This window comes from Trinickia sp. HAY1-2D, from assembly GCF_056754935.1.
In genome coordinates this window covers 387,494-404,364 of sequence record NZ_JBPGWX010000001.1, presented here as the reverse complement: position 1 = coordinate 404,364, position 16,871 = coordinate 387,494, and the positions used below count along the sequence as shown (strand labels likewise).

The 16,871-nt window shown below is 63.6% G+C and carries 12 protein-coding genes; 8 read left to right on the top strand and 4 right to left on the bottom strand.

The annotated features are described in order from the left end of the window. Window positions 1-16 precede the first annotated feature (16 nt). Together ACR9ZC_RS01750 and ACR9ZC_RS01745 are read left to right on the top strand one after the other, a co-directional pair. Entirely contained in the window at window positions 17-469 is a 453-nt protein-coding gene (locus tag ACR9ZC_RS01750; RefSeq protein WP_481578866.1) for a carboxymuconolactone decarboxylase family protein, read from the top strand. Between the two features lie 142 nt (window positions 470-611). Further along, window positions 612-1,742 (top strand): VOC family protein, encoded by a 1,131-nt coding sequence (locus tag ACR9ZC_RS01745; protein WP_481578865.1) that lies wholly within the window; start codon window positions 612-614, stop codon window positions 1,740-1,742. On the opposite strand, the gene ACR9ZC_RS01740 is transcribed toward ACR9ZC_RS01745, so the two are convergent. Next, window positions 1,684-2,754 (bottom strand): AI-2E family transporter, encoded by a 1,071-nt coding sequence (locus tag ACR9ZC_RS01740; protein WP_481578864.1) that lies wholly within the window; start codon window positions 2,752-2,754, stop codon window positions 1,684-1,686. The two genes, ACR9ZC_RS01745 and ACR9ZC_RS01740, sit on opposite strands and share 59 nt — an antisense overlap. Before the next feature lie 136 nt (window positions 2,755-2,890). On the opposite strand from ACR9ZC_RS01740, the gene ACR9ZC_RS01735 reads away from it, so the two are divergent. Continuing rightward, window positions 2,891-4,576 (top strand): S10 family peptidase, encoded by a 1,686-nt coding sequence (locus ACR9ZC_RS01735; RefSeq protein WP_481578863.1) that lies wholly within the window; start codon window positions 2,891-2,893, stop codon window positions 4,574-4,576. Between the two features lie 32 nt (window positions 4,577-4,608). On the opposite strand, the gene ACR9ZC_RS01730 is transcribed toward ACR9ZC_RS01735, so the two are convergent. After that, entirely contained in the window at window positions 4,609-6,864 is a 2,256-nt protein-coding gene (locus tag ACR9ZC_RS01730; RefSeq protein WP_481578862.1) for a hypothetical protein, read from the bottom strand. Window positions 6,865-6,989: 125 nt separating this feature from the next. On the opposite strand from ACR9ZC_RS01730, the gene ACR9ZC_RS01725 reads away from it, so the two are divergent. The 4 genes from ACR9ZC_RS01725 to ACR9ZC_RS01710 all read left to right on the top strand — a co-directional run bounded on the left by ACR9ZC_RS01725 (window position 6,990) and on the right by ACR9ZC_RS01710 (window position 12,001). Beyond that, window positions 6,990-7,907, top strand: coding sequence for a hypothetical protein (locus ACR9ZC_RS01725; RefSeq protein ID WP_481578861.1), 918 nt, complete (start codon window positions 6,990-6,992; stop codon window positions 7,905-7,907). 366 nt (window positions 7,908-8,273) lie between these two features. Then, window positions 8,274-10,064 carry a S53 family peptidase gene (locus ACR9ZC_RS01720; RefSeq protein WP_481578860.1) on the top strand — a complete coding sequence of 597 codons (1,791 nt, stop codon included), beginning with the start codon at window positions 8,274-8,276 and terminating at the stop codon, window positions 10,062-10,064. Between the two features lie 147 nt (window positions 10,065-10,211). Next, window positions 10,212-11,609: an MFS transporter gene (locus ACR9ZC_RS01715; RefSeq protein WP_481578859.1), complete on the top strand. Its 1,398-nt coding sequence runs from the start codon at window positions 10,212-10,214 to the stop codon at window positions 11,607-11,609. Window positions 11,610-11,788: 179 nt separating this feature from the next. Beyond that, window positions 11,789-12,001, top strand: a complete 213-nt coding sequence (locus tag ACR9ZC_RS01710; RefSeq protein WP_331566319.1) for a DUF1059 domain-containing protein — start codon at window positions 11,789-11,791, stop codon at window positions 11,999-12,001. 55 nt (window positions 12,002-12,056) lie between these two features. Here the strand turns inward: ACR9ZC_RS01710 and ACR9ZC_RS01705 are convergent, their stop codons facing one another. After that, complete coding sequence (locus tag ACR9ZC_RS01705; RefSeq protein WP_481578858.1) at window positions 12,057-12,974, bottom strand: LysR substrate-binding domain-containing protein; 918 nt, start codon at window positions 12,972-12,974, stop codon at window positions 12,057-12,059. Window positions 12,975-13,103: 129 nt separating this feature from the next. On the opposite strand from ACR9ZC_RS01705, the gene ACR9ZC_RS01700 reads away from it, so the two are divergent. Further along, a complete protein-coding gene (locus ACR9ZC_RS01700; protein WP_481579685.1) occupies window positions 13,104-14,390 on the top strand; it encodes an MFS transporter in 1,287 nt (428 codons plus the stop codon). On the opposite strand, the gene ACR9ZC_RS01695 is transcribed toward ACR9ZC_RS01700, so the two are convergent. Beyond that, the gene (locus tag ACR9ZC_RS01695; protein ID WP_481579684.1) at window positions 14,368-16,587 is read right to left on the bottom strand and encodes an NHL repeat-containing protein; all 2,220 of its coding nucleotides are present in this window, start codon (window positions 16,585-16,587) and stop codon (window positions 14,368-14,370) included. The two genes, ACR9ZC_RS01700 and ACR9ZC_RS01695, sit on opposite strands and share 23 nt — an antisense overlap. Window positions 16,588-16,871: the final 284 nt, after the last annotated feature.

Here is a 16,871-nt window from a genome sequence, read left to right as displayed (position 1 = left end):
CGAAAAGGGTAACGTCATGACCGCTGCACCTCGTATCGACTACCGCAAACTTGCACCGAAGGCATTTCAGACCCTGTATCAGCTCTCGACCGGCTTGCGGCGCGACCTGCTGGGCCAACGGCTCATCGATCTCGTATTCCTGCGGGTCTCGCAGATCAACGGTTGCGCATTTTGCATCGACATGCATCGGCGCGATCTGATCGAGCTCGGCGTCGAGCCGCGTCATCTGAACGCCGTAGCGGGCTGGCGCGAGGCACCGTTCTTCGACGCACGCGAGCGTGCTGCGTTCGAGTGGGCGGAAATCGTCACCACGATCGCGACGAGCGATGCAAGCGACGAAGCCTTCGCGAGGTTGCGCGAGCACTTCAGCGACGAGGAAATTGCGGAGCTCGGATTCGTGATCGCAGCCATCAACGCATGGAATCGCCTCAACGTGAGCTTGCGCGTTCCAGTGCCGCAAACGGTCTGACCGAAGGGCGGACGCTTCGCGTTTTCTTCTCTCGCTTCGCGCGCCGGGCGAAATCGATTCCTCGGCTCGTTAACATCGATGCACGGTTGGTGTCACCCGCTTTTCGAGCGACGGAGGCAACGTGCATTGCGAGCAGATCAGTTTGCGATCGACCGACCCGAGTCAAACGGCGACGCGTCTCGTCACGCTGTTAGGTCTCGAGCCCAGCACCGTTGGCCCTTCGGCTGTCGGGGACACGACGGATTTCCTCATAGGCGGAACGCGGCTCGCGATCGATCAAGCCCGCACACTGGCTCCGGTACGCAACAGCGAAGTGATCGTCGACGACATCGCGATCGCCACCGACGATTTCGATGGATGCTATCGCCGGGCCATTCGCGCCGGGGCGACTGTCCTGCGGGCGCCTTCCATTTCACCGGGCGCGCGCCCTCACGAGACCGGCGTGCTCAGTGCACGCGTGCACCCGCTGGGCCTGCCGCCCCATACACTCATGGAACGTGTGCGGAGCACTTCGTCGCGGGCACGCACGCGATATCGCCCTGCCGTCGAAACGAAGAACGTGCTCGCCAGCATCGATCACCTGGCTTTTTGCTTGCCGCCGGGCGCGCTCGATGCGGCCGTGCGGTTTGCGCAGGACGTGCTCGAATTCGATGCCGTTTATAGCGACACGATCGAAACAGGCGGCTTCGGACTCGTCACCCGTGCAGTGAGATCGAAAGACGCCTCCATGACCTACGTGCTCAATTGCCCGCTGGCGCACTGCCGGCGTAGCCATATCGACGAGTTCATCGAGAAGCACGGCGCGGGCGTGCAGCATATTGCGTTCGGCGTCAGCGACATTTTCGGCTTCGCACAGCGCTTGAGCCGCACACCGTTTCGTTTCCTCAAGCCCCCGGAAGGGATCTATGCGTCGATGGCTTGCCGCCTGAGCGATCGCAGCGCGCTTGCACGGGCAAGCACATCGAGCATCATGCTCGACGAGGACGAGGATGGACAGCTCGCGCAGGCGTTCGTGACGCCTTTCAGCGACGACACGGCCAGTCTCTTTCTCGAGTTCATCGAGCGCAGAGGGTCTCGCGGCTTCGGTGCCGGCAACATCAAAGATCTCTTTTCGGCGGCCGAAAAGAAAATGCGCGCGGCAGGGACAAGCACGGGCACAGGCACGGGCGCGCCGGCCGTGCGGGAGCCAGCCGTGTGCGTCGCCACGCCCCGCCCTATTGCGCCGAATCGCGCCACACCACCGCAAGCGCAGTCATCAATGCGGGGCCGATGAAGAGGCCGACGAGCCCGAAAGTTTGCGCGCCACCGAGAATTCCGAACAGCACGAGTAAAAACGGTAATCGCGCAGTATTGCCGATCATCACCGGGCGCACGAAGTGCTCGGCCACGAATACGACGACGGCGCCCGTCGCCAGCACGGCGAACGCGCCCGTCGCCGAACCGTGCGAGAAGAGCCACAGCGCGGCAACGCAAAAGACGATCGGCGCGCAAAACGGCAACATGGCGGCGATGGCCGTCAAAAGGCTCAGCGCCGCGGCGTGCGGCAAACCCGCGAATACGTAAGCGATGCCGATCAAGGCACCTTCGCCGAAGCCCACGACGACGAGTCCCGTCACCGTCCCGCGGACCGCCGCCGCCATCCGCACGGCAAGGCGCGCGCCCGCCATGCCGAAAAGACGCCGCACCGCCCTGACCGACTGATCGGCGAGTTGAGGGCCGGTCCTCAATAGAACGAACAACACCAGCAGCATGAAGCCCAGGTGCACGATGCCGCGCAGCGCGAGAAAGCCGACGTGCCGGCCGACCGTGACGACCGTCGCCGTGCCGTGCAACTGCTCCATGGCCGGCGAGCCGATCAAGGGCCGCGCGAGATTGGCGCTCCACCAGTCGGCGACCTGGCCACCGAACGGCAGCTTCGACAGAAGGGCTGGCACGGGAATGCCGTTGGCGATGGCGTCCTTGAACCATGCGGCAAGGTCATGCATCTCGCTCACGGTCTGGGCAAAGACGACAACCACCGGCACGACGACGAACAAACCGACGGCGATCGTCAGCAACAGCGCGATCGCGCTGGCCCTGCGCGGCTCGTGCTGCGGGCCGGATATCCGCAACAGCAGCGGCCACAGGGCGATGGTGATGACAGCAGCCCAGACGACAGGCCCGATGAAATCGCGTATCACCCAGAGCGCAAGCCCGATGAGCACTACGTTGAGCACGAGCCATGCGATCCGCTGCGCCTTGCGGGTGTCGCGCATCGGGGAAAGGAGAGGATGATTGGATGACATCGGAAACGCTCGCATCTGGGGGACGATGGGACCACATGTTATAGGATCGATTCCACGATCTATGCTGCATTGACTCCGTCAGCGTTTGCCTACGAGCGCGACGCCCGACGGGACCCACTTTTTGTCGGGAGTCTCCATGCGTCCTCGCTGCATTGGCCTACCGCATCGCCCGGCCCTGCGCACCGCGTTTCCGAGCCGCCGTGCGCGCCCGGTGAGCGCCATCCTTGCCTGCCTGTCGACGGCGCTTTGCCTCGCTAGTCCGCTCGCGCGCGCGGCCGACGACGAGGCCGCTCCGCCCGACACGCCCGTCAGTGCGCATGCGGCGCCGGCAGCGGCCGTGTCGACCGCGTCCGGGGCCTCCACCGCCGTGGCGGCATCGACCGCATTGCCGGCGCCGAACGAAACATCGAAGGTCACGGAGCACACGATCGGCATCGACGGCCACCGGATCGCTTATCGCGCAACCGCGGGCACGCTGCTGATACGCGATGCAAAAGGCGAGCCTGATGCCAGCATGTTCTATGTCGCCTACACGGCGCGGGGCGGCAACGCCGCACATCGACCGGTGACGTTTCTCTTCAACGGCGGCCCGGGCGCGAGCAGCGTCTTTCTGCTCATCGGCTCGCTCGGGCCGAAACGGGTGCACACGCAAAGCCCGGCGCCCACGCCGGCCGCGCCCTACCCGCTCGCCGACAATCCCGATTCCCTGCTCGACAAGAGCGATCTCGTGTTCATCGATGCGGTGGGCACGGGGTTCTCGCGCCCGATCGGCCACGGAAGCGGCAAGGAGTTTTATGGCGTCGACGGCGATCTCGATGCGTTCGTCCGCTTTATCGACCGGTATTTGACCGTCAACCAGCGGTGGAACTCGCCCAAATTTCTGATGGGCGAATCGTACGGCGCGACGCGGGCCGCCATGCTCGCCTACCGTCTGGGCCAGCATCAAATCGCAGTCAACGGCGTCGTACTGCTTTCGTCGGTGCTGAATGCGAACGTGCATGCGCCCGGTTACGATCTCGCCAGTGTGCGCTATCTGCCTTCGTATGCAGCCGTCGCGTGGTACCACGGCAAAATCCGCGATACGGGCGCAGCCGATCTGCCCGCATTTCTCGACGAGGTGCGCGCATTCGCGGCGGGGCCCTATTCGGCGGCACTGGCCAAGGGAGACGCACTCCCGGACAGCGAACGCGATGCCGTCGCGGCGCAGCTCGCGCGCTACACCGGACTCGACGTGCAATACGTGATCGCCGCCCACCTGCGTGTCCGGCCATCTCAGTTCCGCCAGGTACTGTTGCGCGACGAGGCGCGCAGCGTCGGCCGCTACGATGGGCGTTTCAAGGGAATCGAAGCGGATTCGACATTGGATTCACCTGACTTCGATCCGTCGGAAAAATACATTGTGAGCGCGTTCGATGCGGCTTTCCACGAGCACCTCACGCGCGACCTCGACTACCAGTCGCCCCTCCCCTACCTGGTCTTCAACAGCAAGGTACTCAGCGCCTGGAACTCGAAACATCGCATGTGGTGGGGCGAAACGCTCCAAGTGCCCTATGCCGCGGGCGACCTCGCCGAAGCGATGCGACAGGATCCCGGCTTGCGCGTGCTGTCTGCCAACGGCTACTTCGATCTCGCGACGCCCTTTTTCTCGACCGAATACGACCTGGCCCATCTGGGCCTGGAGCCCTCGCTGCGCTCGCACATAGAAATTACGCACTATGCGAGCGGCCACATGATCTATCTCGACGATGCGGCGCTGCACGAACTCAAACGAGACCTGGCGCGTTTTTACGATACCGCGACAAGGCGCGATGCCCGCCGATGACCGGCACCGGCGGGCATTTTTCCTTGCGTTGTCTATTGCAAACCGAAAGCCAGCATGACTTGCCGCGAATCGGGGTCGACGGTGAGCAGCCAATATTTGCCGGCGAAGTGCGTCAGCGCAGGCGTGAAGCGACTCCTTAGAGGATGGCCGTCCGAAGTGACGACGCTATCGACCAGGAATTGCGGAACATTCGACTGCTTGCCCTGATACTGGGCCACGGAAGAAAGGCGCCCGTCCGAGTGCGCAGGAAAGACCATCAGCGAACGATTCGCTGCGCCCGCCGAGGCCGCCGCCACCGCACCGGTAGTCGTGGGCTGCCACCCATCGGCCGTTGCGACAGGTTGATTGCCGAAAGTCGACAGCGCGCCGTCGGTATAGTCCACGAGTGTCAGCCAGTACAACGAATAACCGTTGTGCGACCGGTAGTAGAAGTACGCCTGGCCGGGCGTGTACACCGCCACCGGTTGATCGTCGGTTCGCGCGGCGTAGGGAGGTTGCCCCACACCGTACATGTTGTCGAACGGCGACCAGTGCGAGTCCGGTCCCTGACGCCAGGCGCGGTGAAGCAAACTATCGCCGCGTGCTTTCCAGACCAGCCATAACTGATTGCTGAGCGCGAGCGAAACCGCGGCCGGCATCGCATCGGTCAGCGCAACCTGTCCCTGCGCGGTCACCGGCCCCTGGGGCGACCACGCGCCCTCTCGATGCTGCAACCATTGAATTGCTCCGCCCGTATCGGCATAAAAGCAGTTGAGCACGCCTTGATGAGCAACGAGACAACCGCCCGTCGACGCATCGGCAACTCCGATCGGCTCGAACTCGCTCCACTGACCGGTATGAGTCCCGACGAGCAACTGGCTGCCCTGCTTCACGCAGACCCACAGTCGGCCGCCGTGTTCCAGCAACGACGGCGTCGCGTCGGTCAGTAATGGAACGCCCTGCGATTGCAGCAGGCCTCCCTGCGCGAGCCAGGCGGCCACGTCATCGCGGTCGTGCACGTTCGGGCCGCTGCTTTCTCCAGTTTTCGGCGGCGCGCCTCGCATCGCGATTTTGAAGATGCTGTGAAAGTCGAGCAATGTACCCACCCAGCGCCGATAACCGTCGCCCACTTTCAGCCATCGGTAGGCCTTGGGGTCGGTCGGAAATTCCCGCCGATAAGCCATCTCACCCGGTTTCACGACGGTGAAGAGCGGCGAGTAATTGTTCTTGTCATCGGCGCTGAGCGGCAAATCCGGGAGCAAGCGGTGCGACCGGGCGCTGGCCGGCAATGCGCCGCGCTCGAATGCCTCGTAGACGTCGCGAATCGCTTCACGCAGGGCCGCGCGCATGACGTTTCGGTTCGCCCGGTTGGCTTCGTCGAAGTACCGGCCGTCGCCAAAGGCGATCCAGTGGTCGCCCGCCTCGTTGCGCACCCAAAGGCCGTTATAGCTGTCCTCGTTGTGCATCAGGTTCGAGCATGCATCGGGCGCGAAGTGAACGGTCGAAGTATGCGCCGCGTTGAAATCATGCATATGCCGGCGCGGCGTACGCAGATGACCGGCGGAATAGCTGTCGGTCAGATAGTGGCACGCGAAAGCGAGGTACATGTAAGCTCGCAACAGCGCCGTGTTGGCAGCGGGACCCGACTGGCCGTGGCCTTCGGCCGCCGTCTTCATCGCCAGTGAGAGCCCCGCGGAATAAACGACACGGGCATGCTCGCCGAAATGATCCCAGTTGTAGGAGACCAGCCACATAAAGCGGCCCCAGTCGCCGATGGACTGGTAGTAGTTCGATTTGCCGGAGCCGCCCGTCGCCTGGTTGTATTGGGCATTCCATTTATCGCCGAACTTTTCGTAGGCGACGTGGGCCGGATCGCCCGAAAGAATTGCTTCTGTCAACGCCTGGAACTCTTCCTGCATGATTGCGAGAATCCGGCCGATCTCGCCGGTGTCGCCATGGTCGAGGGTATCGAACGCATCCTTGAATGCGCGCTCCGTGTCGGATTGGTCCGAAATCGGCTTGGTGGGAATGGCGTAGAAGTCGCCGGCCAATGCGAGAATCTGCCCGAACTTGAGTTTGGCACCGTTGCTCAATTTGAATTCATAGGAGGCGGCATCGGCGAATGAGCCATCTGCCATCGGCAGCGACATACCGTCGACGACGGACCAATGTTCAGCGCTGTCGAAAAAGCGGGTGCCCACCGGACGGCCCCCCGCGAGTGCAGAGCGAATGCGAAAACGAACCGGTCTATACGGTGCACCGAGATCGTCGGTATCGGCAGGTGCGTCGGTAACGTCATGGCTTGACATGGCTGGCCCCTCGTCAGTGATTTCGTTGTGGGTTGAAGCGTGCCAATGATCGGACGACGAACAAGCGCGCAACAAGTCCAAACTTTGCATCTATTGCGCTACGCTCATGAAAACGTGAGGACCTCATGATCGACGACGATCGTTATGCCCGCGCCGTGCTGCGCCATACCGAGCATGTGCTCGAACTGTTCGTGGGCGAGCGGCTGATCAACAAGATTTTTGCGCGCGTGTTCCAGTCCCACGCCATGGGACGACTCGTCATTGCGCATTTCGACTCGACAGCCGGCGTGGGGCCGCGTCCCACCCTGGCCAGCTTGCAGGCGCAAACGGGCAGCGGGCGCACCCTGGCCGCTTTCATCGGCATCGCGAAGGTGGCACGACTCGTGTCGGTCGAGCCGGACCCGACGGACCGGAGGCAGAAGTTCCTCGTCCCCGGCCCGCGGGTCGTCGAGGGACTGAGGACCTGGCTGCGGCATCATCTCGAACTCGCGCACGCCATCGGCATCATGCCGGCCGAATGCGCGAACCGGCTGGATGAAGACAACGCATACTTCGAGCGCTTCGTCAGGGCATCGATCATCGTCATCGACGGCGTGGCCGAAGCAGGCAAGCGCTTTACGCAGTGGCAATGGTTCGAGGATCACGAATGCGGGCAACGCATTGCCTATGCGCTGCTGCGCGCGCACTATCAGGCGTGTCTCGCCGCGCGCACGCCGGTTGACGAGGCGTTGGACCTCGCGATCAGCGGCGCGGCTGTGGCCAACATGCTGGGACTGTCGAAGTCGCACGTGCGCAACGTGCTCAATGGCGCGGAAGCGCGCGGGGCGCTCTCGCACGACGAGTCGCGCAGGACCATGCGGTTGACCAGTGGGTTTCTGCGTGAGGCCCGCGATCAGTTCGTCAACGTGTTGACGTTGATGGCGCGTACGCACGCCAAGGCGGAATTGGAATCAGGACGGTCGCCAGCCAGTCCGAGCGAGCAGGTCGGAACGCGGGGAATGACGAGCGCACCCGCGATCGGCAATGCGGCCTCATATCGATAGCCCGGCCGCCCTCGGCTCGCCAACACTAAGCGCTCGAAATTCAGAAGACGCGTTTCGCATGTATCAAGCGATATTCCCGATCACTGGAACGGCGATTCAAACCGGATATACGGTTTATATCGGCGATAAAAACGACGGGATTCGCATACGCGTTTATCGATAAGACAGGGTCGCCGCAGTCCCCATAGCCCTCTGCGCGGCGCGCAGGACGCTCCCTCACACATCTGACAGCTGTACGGCAAACCTTTTGTCTCTTACGTTGGATGCGCTCATCGGAATCGATCGAGCAGCTTGAAAAGAATGCCGGCTTTTTCCTGGCAAAGCGCAATCCCTTAGGAGGTCGAATTGAAATCGAGAGCAAAATTAATGCGGTCGATATCGCCGTTGTGCCTCGGAGCGGCACTTGCCGCAGGGTCAGTGTCGGTCGAGGCGACGGCGGCCGTTGTCGAGGCAGCGCCCGATGCGAACCCCGCTGCGCGCACCGCCGCCTTGCACGAGAACCCCCAATGGGTTGCCACCGCCACACGCGGCTTTCTCAACCCGCGCCAACTGCGCACCTTCGCCGTCGAGCCCACGCGGGAAGCTAAGGCGGGCGAGGCCGCACACATCGTCGTGGCCATGAAAGCGCGGGACTTCGGCCAGTTGCGCGACCTGGCCGCCGCGGTCACCCGTCCCGCCGATCCCAACTATCACAAGTTCCTGACACCCGAGACGTTCCTCGAGCGCTTCGCGCCGACGCCCCGGCAAATAGAGCGCGTGGTCGCCCATTTGCGGCAAAACGGGTTCATCAACATTCAGGTGTCGAAAAACCGCATGCTGATTTCCGCCGACGGCACCGCAGGCACCGTGAAAACCGCATTCCGTACCCCGCTCGTGCACTTTCGCCGAAACGGGCGGGCGGCGTATGCCAATGCCGCGGCGGCGCAGGTGCCGCAAGCCCTCGGCGAATCGGTCATGGCCGTGCTCGGCCTGCAAAACATCACACGCGCACACACGATGGCGCGCATTGGCCCGCGCACGCCGCCAGCCAATGCCGGCGGCGGCACGGCGATCGGTCACGATCCGCTCGAATTCCCCGGCATTTACAACGCGGCGACGCTGCCAAGCGCTGAAAACACCACCGTGGGCATCATCACGATCGGCGGTGCCAATCAAGCCGCGTCCGATCTGAGCCAGTTCACGAGCGCCAACAATCTGCCCGCCGTGAACGTCTCGGCGGTCCGGTCAGGCAACCCGGACGGCAATTACGCGGACGATCCGGACGGCCAGGTCGAATGGGATCTCGACAGCCAGAGCATCGTCGGCGCGGCCGGCGGAGCGCTCGGCGGGCTCGTCTTTTACGAAGCCGATCTCGACGCCGGCAACGCCGGCCTCACGCAGGCGTTCAACCAGGCCGTCACGGACAACCAGGCGAAAGTCATCAATGTCTCGCTGGGTTGGTGCGAAGCCGATGCCGACGCGGACGGAACGCTCGCGACCGAAGAACAGATCTTCACGGCCGCCGTGGCGCAGGGCCAGACTTTCTCCGTCTCGTCGGGCGACGAAGGTGCCTACGAATGCAACAACCGCGGATACCCGGACGGCAGCACCTATTCGCTGTCATGGCCGGCCTCGTCGCCTCACGTCATCGCCGTCGGCGGCACGACGCTCTTCACCGGCGGCAACGGCGGCTACGCGAGCGAGACGGTCTGGAACGAAGGCCTCGATCAGAACGGCAAGCTCTGGGCATCGACCGGCGGCTTGAGCGCCTATCTGCCAGCGCCATCGTGGCAGCGCTCGCTGGCCGTCAGCCCCCGGCCCACGAACCGCGCCGTGCCGGACATCGCGTTCGATGCCGCGCAAAGCACCGGAGCGTTGATCCGCGTCGGCGGCGAGGTCATGCAGGTCGGGGGCACGAGTCTCTCGTCGCCGCTGTTCGCCGGATTCTGGGCGCGGCTGCAATCGGCTCGCGACAACGGGCTCGGCTTCCCGGCGTCGAGCATCTATGCCTCGGTCGGCGCGACGCCATCGCTGGTGCACGATGTCACCGCGGGCAACAATGGGTATAACGGCAACGGCTACGTCGCAGGCAGCGGTTGGGACTACCCGACCGGCTGGGGCAGTTTCGACATGGCCCGCCTTGCCGCCTACATCGAGCGGCATCCTTTCGCACGGTAGCGCAACCACATCCGGCCCATGGCTCGGCATTGAGCTCGTTGCGCGCGCAACCGATATTTTGATTTTGGGGCGTGCGGTTGCGCGCGCATGCGGCAAACTCGGCGCATAATTCGTGCTTTGTGCCCGCCGCCGCAACGCCGCTTTTTCATGCCGCTTGCCATCCAAGCATTCATCTCGCCTTTGATCGTTGCCTGTGCGCTGTTCATGGAAAGCGCGGATGCCAACATCATCGTCACGGCGCTGCCCTCGATGGCACGCGATTTCGGAACGGACCCAGTGGCGCTGAAAGTGGCGATCACGAGCTACGTCGTAGGTCTGGGCGTGTTCATCCCGATATGCGGCTGGCTTGCGGACCGCTTCGGCGCGCGCACCGTGTTTCGGACTGCCATCGGCGTTTTCATTGCGGGCTCGCTGCTGTGCGCCGCCTCGCGTTCGCTGCCCCTCTTCACGCTTGCACGCTTTTTACAGGGCATCGGTGGCGCGATGATGGTGCCGGTCGGGCGCATCATCATTTTCCGCTCGGTGCCGAAAAGCGAATTCGTGCGCGCAATGAACTACCTGAGCCTGCCGGCAATGTTCGCGCCGGCCGCGGCGCCGCTGCTCGGCGGTTTCATCACCACCTATTTGCACTGGCGCCTCATTTTCTTCATCAATGTGCCGATCGGCATACTCGGCATCTATCTCACCAACCGCCACATCGCCAACACGCACGAACCGCACCCGGGCCCGCTCGATTGGTTCGGCTTCCTGCTCTCGGCCATCGGCGCTTCCTTGCTGCTGCTCGGCATGTCGTTCATCGGCGCCGAACTGATCGAGGACCGGGCCGCTTACGAAATGTGCCTGACGGGTGTGCTGCTGCTCGCCTTTTACGTGTTGTACGCGCAACGCGCCGCTCGACCCGTGCTCGATCTGAGCTTCCTGAGGATTCCGACCTACCGCGCCAGCGTGCTCGGCGGTTCGATGTTCCGCATCGGGCTCGGTGCGGTGCCGTTTCTGCTGCCGCTCGCGCTGCAAGAAGGGCTCGGCATGTCCGCCTTCGAATCGGGCCTCATCACCTGCGCATCGGCGTTCGGCAGCATGTTCATGCGTTCGCTGACTTCGTTCGTACTGCGAACGTTCGGCTTTCGCACCGTGCTCATGTATAACGCAGTCTTTGCAGGCGTTGCGATCGCCGCGTATGGCTCGTTCTTTCCGGGCACGCCAGTCTGGCTCATCTGGATCATCGTGCTGTTCGGCGGGTTTTTCCCCGCGCTGCAATTCACGAGCCTCAATTCGATGATTTATGCCGATATTGCGAGCCGCGACGTCGGGCGAGCGACGAGCCTCGGCAGCGTCGTCCAGCAAATGTCGCTCGGTCTCGGCGTGACGATCGGCGGCATCGTCGTGCAGATTGCACGCTCGGCGCACGGCCATCCCCACGCGACGTGGTCGGACTTCTGGCCGGCATTCCTCGTCGTCGGTCTTTTCTCGTTCGGCTCGATTCCGATCACACGCCGTCTGGAGCCCAATGCGGGCGACGAGATCGCGCGCGGCTCGCGCGGCTGAGCGCCGCTCCGGGTTTACGTTCTTCCAGTTTGCCGCGGCAAGGCCTATCACATAGAGGCCGAGCGCAAGCTTTCATATTCCCTTCAAAACACTGAAGAAAGGCCGGCCGCTCGAACCCGCGGGCGCCAGCGATGGCGCGCACCGCCCTCCCCACGCACGCTCGCACAAGGAGCAATGCCATGACGCGTAAATATATCGATTGCCGTGAGTTTCCAAGCGAGATGAACTGTACCGTCGCATTGGCGGCGGACTCCGATGAAGAGCTGGTCGAAGCCGCCGTGCAGCACGCCGTTGCAATCCATCACCATGTCGACTCCCCGGAGCTGCGGGCGCAACTCGTCAGCCTCTTCCACGAAGGCACACCGCCCGCCACTGCACCTCAGCGCGCGTGAGCCGCTTTCGGATGCCCCCTCCAACCCCGCTGCTACCAACGATGTTCGGCCCGCATCACGCCGCAATGGCGAGCGGGCTGACGTAACCGCGCACAGCATCGAACATGATCGAAGCAAGCTGCTCGACCGGCGCGCTCGACGCCTTGGACGCCCGCACGAGCACGAGCGACAAGGCTGGCAGGCGCGGCAACCCGCATGCATCGGCGTCGAGCGGACGCAACCCCTGGGGCAAGCCATAGTGCGTACGCATCGTGACGCCGAGCCCCGCCGCCGTGGCCGCCCATAGTCCGGCAAGACTCGGACTCGTCAGCGCGACGCGCCATGCGATTCCGGCACGATCGAGTGCCGCGGTGGCCATCCCGCAGATCGTGCACGGACCGTCGAACAGCACGAGCGGCAGCGGCTCGCCCCGCTCGGCCGTCCATTGCAACGCATCGGACGCGATCCATTGCACCGCGGGCTTCGCGACTTCGACGCACCTGCCGGTCACTCGCCGCGCATGGGCGGACAGATCGCTGTCGTCCCAGACGAGGGCGAGGTCGAGCTCTCCGGCGTCGAGCCGGGCGAGCAAATCGGTATTGCGCGCCACGCGCGCCTCGATGCGCACTTTCGGATGTGCGCGCGCGAAACGGCCGAGCACGGCCGGCAGCAAAGTCTCGCCGAAATCCTCCTGAAGACCCAGGCGCACCCAGCCTTGCAAGTCGGTGCCGCGCGTAGCGGCGAGAGCTTCGTCGTTGAGCTCGACGAGCCGCCGGGCGTAGCGCAGGAAAATCTCGCCGGCCTCGGTCAGCGCAAGGCCGCGCCCCGCTTTGAGAAAGAGCGGTGTGCCGGTCTGCTCCTCGAGCTTGCGAATCTGCGCGCTGACCGCCGAGGTCGATCGCCCCACACGCTCGGCTGCCTTGGCGAAACTGCCGAGGTCCATGCCCATGATGAAGCTGCGCAGCATGGCGACATCGAAGTTGATATGACTCATGGCGGCTCTCGCTCGATCGTCCTGGTTTTCCGAACTACGGGTTCAAAATTTTGCGATTTTCGGGACGATCATAGAGTGCGACACTGCGCCCGTCAAACATCGAATGTCGAACGATTGGGAGCCATGGGAATGAACCTGCACTGGATGGGTCATGCAGCACGGAAGCCGAAAACATTCGGCGCCTCGCATCGATGGAAAGTTCTGGCGGCGGGCGTCGTGGCCAATGCAGCCTTCTCCGCGGCAGCGGCCGGCATCCCGACGACGGGCGTGTGGATGCGGACCGATTATCGCCTCGATAACGCCGGCCTCGGTCTCGTACTGGGTTCGATCGGATTGGGGCTCGCCGTTTCGGAGTTGCCGTGGGGCGTCGCGACCGATCGTTTCGGCGACCGGCCTGTGCTGCTCATCGGCTTGGCCGGATTCGCCCTCGCTCTTTTTATGCTGCTGCTCGCCGGCGTGCCTTCGAGTACCTCGGTTCCCCCGCTCGCGCTGATCGCGGTCGGCATGTGCATCGTGGGCGTCTTCGGCGGCAGCGTGAACGGCTCGAGCGGTCGGGCCGTCATGAGATGGTTCGGCGAGCGCGAGCGCGGATTGGCCATGAGCATCCGCCAGACGGCCGTGCCGCTCGGCGGCGGAATCGGCGCATCGCTGCTGCCGTGGTTGGCTTCCTCGTACGGCTTTGCCGCCGTGTACGGTACGCTCGCGCTGATGTGCGCGATGGCCGCGGTGCTTACGTGGCGCTGGCTGCATCGTCCCCCGATGGACGATGCGGGCAGTTCGTCGGCACCGGCGCCGACATCGACGCTAGGTCCGCTCGCCGATCGGCAGATCTGGCGTGTGGCGCTCGCCATCGGCATTCTGTGCGCGCCGCAATTCGCGGTCATCACGTTCGGCAGCGTGTTCCTGCACGACTTCGGTCGACTGGGTACAGCGGGCATCAGTGTAACGATGGCCGCCGTTCAGCTCGGCGCAATGGTCATGCGCGTCTGGAGCGGGCGCCATACCGACCGCCACTGCAATCGGCGTGCTTATCTGCGCGGCTCGACGCTCGTGGCGGCTGCATCGTTCGCAATTCTCGCGGCCGCCACCGGCGCAGGCCATGATGTCCCGGTCGGCATGCTCGTGATGCTGCTCGTGGCGGCCGGAATCTGCGTGTCGGCCTGGCACGGCGTGGCCTATACCGAGCTTGCGACGCTGGCCGGCGCGGCGCGTGCCGGAACGGCGCTCGGCATGGCGAACACGGTCGTCTATGCGGGCCTGTTCGTCACACCGCTCGTCATCGCGCACCTGCTGTCGGGGACGTCATGGACGATCGTCTGGCTCGTTGCCGGCATCGTCGCCTTTTCGGTCTACACGCTGTTTCCGCGGCCCGCCACGGGCTTGCGCGCCGCAATCAAGGCTTCCACCGGTACATGAGTACCTTGGCACGAGCGTCTTCCTCGGCAAGGATGATGTACTCGCCGGTCGAAAGCACGGCGGCGCTGATACCCATTTCGGTGTCGATCCAGCCGCTGATGCCGCCCACCGTTGCACCCGGTGCCAGCGAGCCGACTTGCTGGCCCGTGCGTGCATCATAGACATCGAGTTTCGCCGTCGTATCCTCCGCGACGAATACATAGTTGCCGGCATGCGCGAGACTGACGGGGATCACAGGCGGGCTCAGCGTCGGGCAGTAAGCAAGGGCAATCACATATTGCAATTGCGGCGAACCCGAGCTCCAGTTGTTGTAGCGGGCCAGCACCCGGCCGATCGATTTCCAATTCGCCGAGTTGTAGGGCGCCGTGCTCGTGTAGCCCGAGATGTACATCGTATCGCTCGAGGAGTCGTAGACGATGCGGGAGATCCTCGTGAACGGCTGCGGCATCGGGAACGTCTTCGCGGTGCTGTAGCTGTAGATCGGATTGCCGACGGAATCGACACCTTGCAGCGGCATCTCGCGAATTCCGCTGCCCCCCGTCGCGAGCCACACGTTGGCCGCATCGTCGACCCACCAGTAGCCGTTGTAGACGCTGTTGCCTGTTGCCGGGTTCGTCTGGATTTCGCTCGCCTGCACGGTTGCGTCGCCGTTTTGATCGCGCCACATCCATTCGCCGTAGGTCGGCTGGCCCGCCGGCCAGCCTCCCGGAATCGGATTCTGCGACAACAATCCCGAAGGAATCGCCACCTCGCCGCTCGTCGCGGCATCGAATCGATAGACGCTCAGGTAGTGCGAATACATATCTTGCGTGTACAGATAACGCGCGCCATTGATGCGGCGCACGAGCGGCTCGCCGCGCACGCCGCGCGTCGTATGAAACGCGGGGTCGTCAGGATAACGGAACCGGTTGAGCGTGAAACCCGCATAAGACCATTCCTGCCCCGCGCTGGCCGCATAGTTGAGCTTGAAATGCTTCGAGCCGCTGAACACATCGTTCGGCGAAGCCGGATCGATCGCGGCGCCATCGACGAAAAGCAGCCCCTGCAGACGCCAGTTCAGCGCCTTGGTCCACCAGTTGTAGCTTTCGAGTACCGTGCCCTCGCCGTTTTGCGTCGAGCCCAGCGTGCGCGGACCGAATCCGTTCTGCGCAACATAAAGATTGCCGTTCGCATCGAAGCCGATGCCCGTGACGCCATTCAAGCGCCAGTCGCCCGGCGCACCCGGCGTCGACGCAAAAATGCCGTAGCGCGTACCGATCCCGGTCACCGGCTGCAGGCCGCCCGTCGATGTCTTGCCATAGACGAGGATCTGTTGCGACGCGCCGCTATCGGCAATCAATATCTGGTTCGACGGCGACAAGGCGAGACCGACTGGCACCGTACCGGTCGGCAACGTCACGGCGCCCAACGCACCGCCGGTCGACGAGTAGTGATTCACCGTGCGATTCGTCGCGAGCCCCTGGATGACCCAGAGCGATCCATCGGTATCGATGAGGATATTGCCCGGCGACGGCACGCTCCATGACCGCACGGGCGCCATCGTGTTCGCATCGAACACCTGAATCTGGTTCGTGTAGGTATTCGCGACGTAGAGCGCGGTGCTGGTCGCGGCCAGGCCGCGAACGCCGGCGTCCGTGCCGTTCGCTACGGTATTCAGAATGAGAAAGCTGTTCTTGGCGGGATTGGCCAGGTTGCCGACGCCGCTTGCGAACGGTGCGCCCTGCGCGATATTCGAAAGCGTGCGGCGCGTAATGCCGAACCATTGCGAACTGCTCGGCGGATAACCGCTGCCGACGAGCGTCCCGTTCTGGTTGCCGATCGACGCTGCCGCATAAAGATAAGTACCGTTGACCGCGACGGCGTCGCCGCCCCCATTGCCCCACCCGTGCGTCTGCCCGGCATAGGCCACCTTCGTACCGGCCTTGTAGGCACTGATCTCACTGCCGCTCTCGTCCCACGGCGCATCGGTATAAACGGTTCCGTCGGTGCCGATCGCCATCGCTTCGACATCGAGCTGGACCCATTTGCCATCGCCATAGCCGAACGTGTTGCCGATCCAGGAAGTGGTATAGCTCAGCGTGGTCTGCGCCGAGGCGGACACCGGCACGAGCGCCGAAAGTATCGCCAGTGGAACGCAGACGCGCCGCACTGCTTTGACAAAAGCATCCCCGCGCGAGGGCCGCGCCTCGCGAATCATTTCTTGCATGGTCTTCCCCGCGAAATGGCGCCCTGTTTTTAATTAGGAGTGCCAAACGTTTGCGCTCTTATCGATCTGCCGTTGCGTTGAATCCGGGGATCGTGCGGGTGTGAAGCGGACGCGAGCCGGTAATTCTTGCAACAGAGGGCAGTCACCCTTTGTTATGAGCGTGATTGTTACTTAATGTAACTGTCGTAACAATCGGCGCAAGACGGAGAGTCGCGTAGGATATACCGAACCGCCGTAGGACTAGTCCGACATAATAGGTAGATTTGGGGTATTTT